Source organism: Rhodococcus sp. H29-C3 (genome assembly GCF_030063405.1).
Taxonomy (GTDB): domain Bacteria; phylum Actinomycetota; class Actinomycetes; order Mycobacteriales; family Mycobacteriaceae; genus Rhodococcoides.
Genome location: NZ_JASITC010000021.1, coordinates 24,715 through 33,717, shown reverse-complemented (window position 1 = coordinate 33,717; position 9,003 = coordinate 24,715). Strand labels below are relative to the sequence as shown.

Sequence of the window (9,003 nt, the reverse complement as noted above, 5' to 3'; positions counted from 1 at the left end):
CGGTGTCAGCGGAGCAAGAACACCATCGAGCGAGCAGAAACATACTCGGGCGGGGCCCTTCCGTGCGAGATGTCGCGTCACTACAGCCCGATGTGATGTACGGGCCGACCCCACGTCCGTAGCGACGGACTCCAGTGTGACAGAAAACAGAACATCCGGTACCGGACGGGGTCAGTTGACCGGGTGCGCGCGGCGTCGGGCGTTCAGGAGAGTTCTGCGTCGAGTATCGAAGTTGGCGGCGCAGTGACGCCGTACCGAGTACTGCGAGCTCGACAGGCTTGTCCGCCCGAACACCGCAGCCGTTGAACCGGTCTGCGAGGTCCGGATCATCATCGGTGAATGCCCCCGCGGCCACGCCGGGATTTTGTTGGTGACAGCTCGGGTGTGGGCGAGTTCGGCCTGCGTACCGGTTGCGAGCGTTGCGTGTACCCGGAGAGGAGAACTATGCCGATCTGAACGAAAACTGCGTGAACGTCTGCAGCGAAACCTGGGCGTCGAATCGAACAAGTCGACCGCGCCGACCTTGTCACCCGCATCACTGACCTCGAAAGATCATGGCAACCGTGCGCACCGAAAACATCGGCCTCACCGAGTCCAACATCTGCCTCACCCACTCGCCGCGCAACAACGCGACGACCTCGACGCGGCGAACATAAAACCTCAGCGTTAGAAGTGTGCGGCCGCGTGGTGTCTCTGTCACGGAAGGGTCAGCGAATCAACCGGTTTGATCGTCGATGCGGTTGAGACGCTGGCACGAAAGTGTCAAAATCGACAGGCAGTAGGGACGGAGATTTCGCCAGCAAATGGAGGCTCTCATGTCCGTCGCAGGGGCTTGGGTCTTCGCATTGGCGACGCCGGATTGAATCTCATCTATGGACTCGACCTCATTGTTCGAACCGCCCTATCGCAGTCCCCCGACTGTGGTTTCTCGAGAGCGAACTCCGACTGTGTGGTTTCGGTCGGGGTCGTCAGACTTCGGCGGGAACCAGTGGTTTGACGATGCCAGGCAGTTGCGTCTTCGCGGTTTCGGAGTGCTTGTGCCCCCAGTAGCTGGGGCGGGTGTAGGTTCGTGCGACCCAGCTGAGGTCGTCGACTGTCAGTCCTCCGTGGCCGTATTCGATCTGCAGCCCGGAGGGGCTGGCGATGTAGACGGACGTCATCAGGTCGTTGGAGTGGCGGCCGAGGGATTGCATGATGTCGACGTCGTGTTCGTCGAGGAGATCGATCAGTCGACCGAGGTCGTCCATGTGCTCGACCTCGAGCATGAGATGGTTGAAGCCTACGTGGCCAGGGTATTCGGAGAGTGCGAGTGAGTGGTGGCGCCCATTGACGTGGTAGAAGCGCACATTGGCATACTTGGTGATAATGCGATCGGACAAACGGAATCCGAGGATATCGACGTAGAACTCGTTCGCCTTCTCGATACTCGGGACCTGAAAGACGATGTGGCCGAGCCCCTGGTCGCCGGTGACGAATCCACCCCGCATGGTTCGTCCAGTCGAGAAGGACAATGGCGTCGCAGCCTTACCCCAGCTCAGTTCGTGGCGGGTCCCCCACGGATCCTCGAACCACGCCAGCTCTGCGACCTCACGTTCGCGTAACAATTGCTGATCGCCCCAGTGCACTGACACACCCCGAGACTCGATGTGTGCGGCGAACGTGTGCAGATCGGTCTCATTGGCGACACCCCAACCGGCGTAGAGGAATTGATCCTCGACCGCCGGGTGGACGGCGATGCGATAGCGTCGTCGTCGACGGCCAGACGGACGGCTCCGCCAGGTCCATCAGGAGCGTGCATCGCCCCGAGCAGTTTGGTGCCGTAGCTGCGCCATTCTTCGGCGCGTGGCGAGCCGATACCGATGTACGACAGTTCTTGAATCATCACGCTCTCCCCTTCGATCGGGACGATCTGGCGGAGTTGATCGAGAGGTTCTTCCGCCAACGTCCAGGTTCCAACCTGACCGAATCTACACGCATTGCCCAATCATTGGCAATGCCATGCATTAATATTTGACTTACCGATGATTGGGTAGCTAGTTAATACCGGCGGTGCACAAACGTCCGTCTCAGACTCGGACGGACACAACCGCCAATTCTCAGTTCTTTACTCCACCTGAGGAATCTACCTGCAGTTCACATTCGCCGAGCCCCTCAATCGCAGGGACTTGCAGGCAACAGAAGGAGTACGCAACGTGCAACACGATTCGACTCGATGCATAGAACCCCGCTGTTGATCTCTACCGGTGGAGTGTCCCTTCGAACGCGACTCCGATGCCAGCCAAGGCGCGTACCGTTGGATACCACAAACATTAGGGCGCCCTATGATTGGATTATGAGTTCGCCAGAGTACGCCCAGCGCCTGTCACGCCGGCCAGGATTCGTGTTCATTCGCGCTGCTCTACGGGTCAGGCAGATATATGCCGAAGCCCTCTCTGGAGTTGGTCTCCTGCCGAACCAGCACGCTATCTTGAGCACCCTCGAGGAGCTCGGGCCGTGCCACCAGAAAGAACTCGCGAAGCGAGTCGTCGTCGACCAGGGAGACATCGTCGCCTACCTCGACGGGCTACAAACCAACGGTCATGTCGTCCGTGAACGGGATCCGATTGACAGACGACGCCAGATCGTCACCATCACCGATACCGGACGAGAAGTTCTCGCCGAGAGCGATCGAGTGCTCGATCAAGTGGAAACCGACACGTTCTCGGCACTGAGTGCGAGGGACCGGGTCCACCTCGACCGAATCGCTACAAGCCTTTACAACACAGCAGCTTTCGCCGCCGATTAGTAGGATCAGCAAGCAACCGTGCCTGTCGAGTCGGCGGTCTTCCAGTCCGAGGTGTAGTCCTTGCAGCTCTCGGTGAACATGCCGGTCGCAAGCTCACGTAGCTCGGAGGGGTAGTTGCGCACGGGTCGTGCCATGACTCCATTCAACCCAGGGTGCATCAACCCGGTGCAGTTCAGTTGGCTACCAGTGGGTACTTTTTCATGGCCACGGACAAACGGTCATTTAACCTAAATGCACCGATTGGGTCGTGAACTTGACCGAGGCGCAGAAGTGAAATGCGCTGCCGTGGTGAAAGAATCAATCTTGTCTAGGGAAAATCCCGCACGTCGCTTACATCACGAACCAGCACTCGAAAACCAGATCAACTGAACGACCGGTGTCTCACTTGACTTGATTTATTCCGGACTGCCGAGCCGCTGATGTCGCGTAGTCGCTGCATTGCGGACATCTGGTGAGTAGGTCGTGCGTGCAGTCGAGGACGTGGATCAGGAAGCGTTCGGCGGTGCGGAGCTGCTCCTGCTCCTTCCTGATGCGCTGCAGCTGACGCGCAATCAGATTGGATCTGCCCGGTTCTCCGCGGTGCAGTAGCCCTCGTATCTCCGGCAAGCTCATTCCAACCGCCTGACAGGCCTGCAGAACCTGGAGTCGGTAGAGGTGCTCATCGGTGTAGACACGGTGCCCAGAGGGTGTGCGGTCCGGGACTACAACTCCGACATCGTCCCAGTGCCTGAGCACGTGGACGGGTACGTCGAGTAGATGCGCAACCGGACCGATTTTCATAAGGCCCATTGTCCCACTTGACCTCAGGTCGACCTGAGGTTTTAGCCTCGAGTAATGGACCTGTCGAGATTTGAGCTACCCCAGCCCGTCTATGTCACGGTCGATGGCATCCAGATCGCAACTTACGAACTGGTTGCCGGCTCACGCGATACAGCAGCCGAGGTCGTGTTCTGCCACGGAACGCCGTGGTCGGCTCGGATATGGGCCGACGTTGCCACCCAACTCGGTGACGGCTACCGAGTACTCCTGTGGGACATGCCCGGTTACGGCCGATCGGCGAAAGGTCCCGAAGTACGGACCGATCTGGTCTCTCAGCTGTCCCGCTTGACGGGGTTGCTCGATCACTGGCAGCTGGAATCGCCACACGTTGTCGCCCACGATATCGGCGGAGCAGTAGCCCTCGGAGCTCACCTCCTCAACGGCAGCGACTACGCCAGCTTGTTCCTGTGGGACGTGGTGACACTCGAGCCATGGGGATCACCGTTCTTCCGTCTCGTCGCCGAGCATCCCGAGGTTTTCGCGGCACTGCCCGCCGCATTGCACATGGCGGTGGTCCGTGAATACATTTCCGGTGCCGCACGAAACCCACTCGGTGATGAGATGATCGCGGCGCTGAGTACTCCGTGGCAGGGCGAGCTGGGGCAACGCGCTTTCTACCAACAGATCTCCGAGCTACGCGTCGAGGACACTGAACCAGTTGCCGAACGATTGAGCCAGGTTCGTTGCGCAACCGCGATCGGCTGGGGTGAGCACGACCGATGGATTCCCCTCGAACACGCGGCACGGCTACAGCGGTTGTTGCCTGGCAAACCACACCTCACAACGGTGTTCGACGTCGGGCACCTCGTACCGGTGGAGGCTTCCGAGCGCGTGTGGTGCGCCCTCGGCGACTGGATCACGTCCATCGATATACAACACAACGGCAAACCCGACGCAGGAGAAGGCGCTGCCCGTGGACGGCCAGCAACACCAGGTCGAACGAGTAAAGGTCAAACCAAACGTTGTTGATGGATCTGCACCCTTTCCCCCGTGATCCAAGACGCTCTCCCTTCCTCTGCCATCCACGTCGTCAACGACTGAATCATGGTGACCTTCCGCCCCCAGACGGCACACCATCGCCGAGCACCAGTAATGAACGGTTGACACTTGTGTCGCGCGATAAACTGTCGAGCACGTTTTCTGTCCTGTATTCCCACCCGATACCCACGTCGCGCACTGGCTACGAGATCACCCCGGCGAGCAATACCGATGACACTCCAACCGACCATCGCGAAATTGACCTCGCCGAGACCCTGGCCTCGGTGCGCCGTCACAATGACCGGATGACTCCCTGCGATGTTTCAGTAGCCCCGACGCTGCACACGGCGCTGGCGCGACGGTTCAGTCCGATGATGTTCGATAGCACCGCGGTGGTTACCGATGAGCAGGTCGATACATTATTGGATGTCTCCCGGCTCGCTCCATCTGCCGGCAACTCTCAGCCGTGGATGTTCGTCGTTGCTCGGCGCGGCGACCTGATTCACGACCGGATCGTTCCTCACCTCGCCGGCAGTTCCGCGGAGTGGGCCCCGAATGCGTCACTGCTGGTGGTGAATCTGGCTCAAATCTACGTGGAAGACACACCCGACTGGGAGTACTCGGAGTTCTCCCGATACGACCTTGGCCAAGCGGTAGCGCACATGACGATCCAAGGTTTGGCCATCGGCCTGGACGCCCACCAATTCCGCGCGTTCGATCGCGCAGGGGTCACCCGCGAGTTCGACGTTCCCCCGCACTGGGAGGTCACGTCTATAAGCGCCTTCGGGAGCGCTGATCCCGCCGCTGACGTGTTCTCGGCCTCGGGGTCACGCCGCGAGAGGCGCACGCGTGACGAAGTGACCTGGTCGAGGGCCTGATCAAAGGTCGCGGAAGCAATCAATCCGAAAGCACTGCAACATACTTTAAATCGATACTTGCCGACGCCATTCGACGCGTACGAGTAGGCCCCGTCCTCGCAGCGTGATGGCCCCGGCCCGGTTGCGCGAGGTAGAACGGCTCGACGAAGCGTGTGATGAGGCGACTCGGGTCGAGGGTGCAGGGTCGGGAGCGCAGGCGCAGGCGAAAATCTCACCTCGAAGTCGCCGCGCTGGCAGACAACACCCTGGTTATGTCTCTTCTCACGTCGGTGCGGGATCAGATTCTCATCGCTACCCGCGCAGGACTGGACACGCCGCGCGTGAACAACGCCGGCCATGAGCATGCGGCTATCCTGCAAGCAATCACAGACGGACATCCGAACCAGGCGCGGTGCGCAGTCGCGCCCCACGTCGATCACACACGAAACGTTGCCGTGCACCACAACTACGAAGCGGAGAGCCGACTATGAGCGGTAAGACCCACAAGTACGACGTGAGCATCACCTGGACTGGGAACTATGGGGCTGGCACGAAGAGCTACACGGCCTACGGCCGCGAACACGAGATCGACACACTCGACGCTCCGACCATCCTTGGCACCAGCGATCCTGCGTTTCGGGGCGACCCTTCGCGATGGAACCCTGAGCAGTTGCAAGTGGCAGCCCTGTCGCAGTGCCACATGCTGTGGTACCTCAACCTCGCCGCCGCGGCCGGTGTCGTCATTACCGCCTACGCGGACAATGCTCTCGGTGTCATGACCCAGAACGACACTGGCGCCGGTCAGTTCGAGTTTGCAACGCTGCGGCCACGCGTCACGATAACGGCCGACAGCGACAAACAGGTCGCCATGCGCATCCACTCCGACGTCCCCGCCAAATGCTTCATCGCCCGTTCGGTCAACTTTCCAGTGCATCACGAACCCGTCATCACCACCGAAGGAGAAAAGGGCACCTCACAGTCGGCGTAGTTATCTGGAAGAACGTTGCGGGTCATAGCCCCCATTTTGTTGACTGCGTTGCCGATGAGGGGTGCATGTTCACGGCGGTAGACCTCCACGGAGTCGAGACTGGTGTGCCCGGTCTGGCGGGCGATTGCGTGTCCGTCGGCGCCGCTACGCGTTGCTTGGCTAACGAAGCAGGCGCGCAGGGAGTGTCCGCCGAGTTTGGTGACGGCGGCGGGGTCGTAGCCGTCATGGGCGGCGTGAAGGCGAATGGTCTGGTGGATCGCAGCACCAGAAAGTGTTGTAGCACCGAGGTTGCCGTTCTTTGCTATGGCGCGCAATAACGGTGCGCAAGCCGCGGTGCGGGGGTACTCCCCCGCGGCAAACATGTTCGTTGAACGATTCTTGCTTTTCGCAATAGTCGGATCTCGGAGGGACGCCCGCCGACGTCGTGCTGTGGGGGAAGTCGCGGCCGGTTTCCTTGCGTTGATGTCGGGCCGGCCCGACAGTGTTCTCCGACGAGTTCGGTCTCGATCTGGACATCGCCGTTCACCGGGGCCGCGGTGATCGACATTCGCGGCAGGGTCGCCCGACGCTCACGTGATCAGGGCGGAGAGAAGTCCGGGGAATCTGCTATCGATGTCTGCGCGTCGCAACTGCGCCATGCGGGAGTTGCCGCGGTCGACCTGCTGAATCAGCCCGGACTCGCGCAGGACCTTGAAATGGTGGCTGCGTGTCGACTTCGACACCGGCAGCCCGAACGAGGTGCAATGACGTTCTGCCCCTTCTTCGTCGGCGAGGAGATCGCGGACGACCTGCAAGCGGAGCGGATCCGCGAGCGCAGTGAGCACCGACACCAGATCGATCTCCTCGACATCAGGGTGGCCTTCGGCGTCGGTCATCAGGTCACCCTTTCGCAATCCATTTCCAAGGTTCGTCTTGCGTCGAACCTGTGTGTGTGCCATCGTCAGGTTCGAGTCTCGTCGAACCTTCCGCGTATGGCAACCCGATCAGGAGTCGATGATGTCCGCAACCTCGTCCGAGGCGAATGTGAACACCGCCGCAGCCCCACCCCCGACCCGCGGCGCGGCGACGCTCGTCGTTGTCCTGTTGGCGGTGTTTCTCGTACCGATGTCCATCTCCGGTACAGCCGTTGCGCTGCCGGCCATTTCGGCGAGTGTCGGGGGCGGCGCAGCCGGGCAACAATGGGTGGTGAACGCCTTCAACCTCTCGTTCGCCTGCTTCACCTTGGTCTGGGGGTCGCTGGCCGACAGATTCGGCAGGGGGCGTCTGTTCCTCTTCGGTGCGGTGATCTTTGCTCTTGGGAGCATCGCCAGCGCTGTTGCCCCCACTATCGCCGTGCTCGACGGCGCGCGAGCGCTCGCCGGGTTGGGAGGTGCCGCCATCTTCTCCTGCGGCTCGGCGATCATCTCGTCGCAGTTCGACGGTGCGGCCCGCCTGCGTGCGTTTGCACTGTTCGGCACCACCGCAGGTATCGGCGTGGCGCTGGGACCCACCATCTCCGGAGTCCTCGTCGACACCACGGGATGGCGGGCGATCTTCCTCGTACAGACCGCTGTGTTGGTCGTGGTGGTGCTGTTCGCACCGGTCATCGGTTGGTCACGGCCCCAGAATGTGACCAACCATCGTTTCGACACCGCGGGCACCGTACTGTTCGTCCTCGCACTGCTCGCGCTGATGGTGGGCATCGTCGAGGGCCAACCGTGGGGATGGGCCAGCCCGGCAGTGATCGGCGCTTTCTCCGCTTCAGTGATACTGCTCGCCGCATTCATAGTCGTCGAGTCCCGCACCAGCGCACCGCTTCTGGACCTCGCACTGCTGCGTCATCCACGATTTTTGGCATTGTGCCTGGTGCCGGTAGCCGCATCATTCGGGTTCGTGACGCTCTTGACATACTTCCCGACATTCCTGCAATTCGTGGTCGGCCAGTCCTCTCTGCACGCCGGATCGACAGTGATCTTGCTGACCGTTCCCGTAGTGCTGGGCCCGATCGCGGCAGCCCGGGCCGTGGGGGCCGGTGTTCGCCCATTGACCGTCATCTGGGTGAGCATCGCAGCCCTGTTGCTCGGCGATCTCGGGTTGCTTCTCGCAGGACCGGATACCGCGGTCGCTGTGATCGCTGTGCCATTGCTGCTGGTAGGCAGCGGAATGGGGCTCTCCGCCGGGCTCGTCGACGGTCAGGCGCTCTCTCTCGTCTCCGAAGACAAAGCGGGAATGGCCGCCGGAGTGGTCAACACCCTCCGTCTCGGGAGCGAAGCGATCGCCGTAGCCCTCTACGCCTCCATCCTGACCGGCGTGGTCACCGGGCGAGCCGACTCCGCGACCGGATCCATCGACGGAGTCACCGACTCGGCAGCAATCGGAGCAGCCGCTGCAAGCGGTGACCCCGACGCCGCGCTCAGGAACGTTCCGGTTGCCGCACACGAGCAGGTAACCAGTTCTGTCATAGATGCCTACAACAGCGGGTTCCACGCTACCCTGCTGGCGATGACCTCGATCGTGGCGTTCCTGGCCCTGGTGATCGCTGCACTCCTGCGCCGCGGAACGGAGCGGTGACCGATAGGAGTGTTCGATGCCGATGC

General features: G+C 61.2%; 10 protein-coding genes and 1 pseudogene. 6 read left to right on the top strand and 5 right to left on the bottom strand.

The window, feature by feature from the left end; genetic code table 11:
- Nucleotides 1-968: 968 nt before the first annotated feature.
- Nucleotides 969-1,631, bottom strand: coding sequence for a VOC family protein (locus tag QMK32_RS23615; RefSeq protein WP_283477937.1), 663 nt, complete (start codon nucleotides 1,629-1,631; stop codon nucleotides 969-971).
- Between the two features lie 701 nt (nucleotides 1,632-2,332).
- Here QMK32_RS23615 and QMK32_RS23610 point away from each other — a divergent pair.
- A complete protein-coding gene (locus QMK32_RS23610; protein ID WP_283477936.1) occupies nucleotides 2,333-2,785 on the top strand; it encodes a MarR family winged helix-turn-helix transcriptional regulator in 453 nt (150 codons plus the stop codon).
- Between the two features lie 5 nt (nucleotides 2,786-2,790).
- On the opposite strand, the gene QMK32_RS23605 is transcribed toward QMK32_RS23610, so the two are convergent.
- Together QMK32_RS23605 and QMK32_RS23600 are read right to left on the bottom strand one after the other, a co-directional pair.
- On the bottom strand, nucleotides 2,791-2,919 hold the full coding sequence (locus QMK32_RS23605) for a hypothetical protein (protein WP_283477935.1): 129 nt from the start codon (nucleotides 2,917-2,919) through the stop codon (nucleotides 2,791-2,793).
- A gap of 247 nt (nucleotides 2,920-3,166) precedes the next feature.
- Entirely contained in the window at nucleotides 3,167-3,565 is a 399-nt protein-coding gene (locus QMK32_RS23600; protein WP_283477933.1) for a MerR family transcriptional regulator, read from the bottom strand.
- A 54-nt stretch (nucleotides 3,566-3,619) separates the two neighbouring features.
- On the opposite strand from QMK32_RS23600, the gene QMK32_RS23595 reads away from it, so the two are divergent.
- The 4 genes from QMK32_RS23595 (at nucleotide 3,620) to QMK32_RS23580 (ending at nucleotide 6,427) form a co-directional block, all read left to right on the top strand.
- Nucleotides 3,620-4,573 (top strand): alpha/beta fold hydrolase, encoded by a 954-nt coding sequence (locus QMK32_RS23595; protein ID WP_283477931.1) that lies wholly within the window; start codon nucleotides 3,620-3,622, stop codon nucleotides 4,571-4,573.
- A gap of 314 nt (nucleotides 4,574-4,887) precedes the next feature.
- The gene (locus QMK32_RS23590) at nucleotides 4,888-5,460 is read left to right on the top strand and encodes a nitroreductase family protein (RefSeq protein ID WP_283477929.1); all 573 of its coding nucleotides are present in this window, start codon (nucleotides 4,888-4,890) and stop codon (nucleotides 5,458-5,460) included.
- 155 nt (nucleotides 5,461-5,615) lie between these two features.
- On the top strand, nucleotides 5,616-5,930 hold the full coding sequence (locus QMK32_RS23585; RefSeq protein ID WP_283477927.1) for an FCD domain-containing protein: 315 nt from the start codon (nucleotides 5,616-5,618) through the stop codon (nucleotides 5,928-5,930).
- On the top strand, nucleotides 5,927-6,427 hold the full coding sequence (locus QMK32_RS23580; RefSeq protein WP_283477925.1) for an OsmC family protein: 501 nt from the start codon (nucleotides 5,927-5,929) through the stop codon (nucleotides 6,425-6,427). Before QMK32_RS23585 ends, QMK32_RS23580 begins: the two co-directional genes overlap by 4 nt.
- Nucleotides 6,428-6,456: 29 nt before the next feature.
- On the opposite strand, the pseudogene QMK32_RS23575 reads toward QMK32_RS23580, so the two are convergent.
- Nucleotides 6,457-6,851: pseudogene (locus QMK32_RS23575) on the bottom strand (site-specific integrase); the annotation flags it as partial.
- Between the two features lie 145 nt (nucleotides 6,852-6,996).
- Nucleotides 6,997-7,302 (bottom strand): ArsR/SmtB family transcription factor, encoded by a 306-nt coding sequence (locus QMK32_RS23570; protein ID WP_283477924.1) that lies wholly within the window; start codon nucleotides 7,300-7,302, stop codon nucleotides 6,997-6,999.
- Between the two features lie 121 nt (nucleotides 7,303-7,423).
- Between QMK32_RS23570 and QMK32_RS23565 the strand changes: the two genes are divergently transcribed.
- Nucleotides 7,424-8,977 carry an MFS transporter gene (locus QMK32_RS23565; protein ID WP_283477922.1) on the top strand — a complete coding sequence of 518 codons (1,554 nt, stop codon included), beginning with the start codon at nucleotides 7,424-7,426 and terminating at the stop codon, nucleotides 8,975-8,977.
- Nucleotides 8,978-9,003 lie beyond the last annotated feature (26 nt).

Excerpts from the sequence above, each read along its gene's own strand:
- QMK32_RS23610 (WP_283477936.1), top strand. The coding sequence starts at position 2,333 with ATGAGTTCGCCAGAGTACGCCCAGCGCCTGTCACGCCGGCCAGGATTC.
- QMK32_RS23605 (WP_283477935.1), bottom strand. The coding sequence starts at position 2,919 with ATGGCACGACCCGTGCGCAACTACCCCTCCGAGCTACGTGAGCTTGCG.
- QMK32_RS23600 (WP_283477933.1), bottom strand. The coding sequence starts at position 3,565 with ATGAAAATCGGTCCGGTTGCGCATCTACTCGACGTACCCGTCCACGTG.
- QMK32_RS23595 (WP_283477931.1), top strand. The coding sequence starts at position 3,620 with ATGGACCTGTCGAGATTTGAGCTACCCCAGCCCGTCTATGTCACGGTC.
- QMK32_RS23590 (WP_283477929.1), top strand. The coding sequence starts at position 4,888 with ATGACTCCCTGCGATGTTTCAGTAGCCCCGACGCTGCACACGGCGCTG.
- QMK32_RS23585 (WP_283477927.1), top strand. The coding sequence starts at position 5,616 with ATGAGGCGACTCGGGTCGAGGGTGCAGGGTCGGGAGCGCAGGCGCAGG.
- QMK32_RS23580 (WP_283477925.1), top strand. The coding sequence starts at position 5,927 with ATGAGCGGTAAGACCCACAAGTACGACGTGAGCATCACCTGGACTGGG.
- QMK32_RS23570 (WP_283477924.1), bottom strand. The coding sequence starts at position 7,302 with ATGACCGACGCCGAAGGCCACCCTGATGTCGAGGAGATCGATCTGGTG.
- QMK32_RS23565 (WP_283477922.1), top strand. The coding sequence starts at position 7,424 with ATGTCCGCAACCTCGTCCGAGGCGAATGTGAACACCGCCGCAGCCCCA.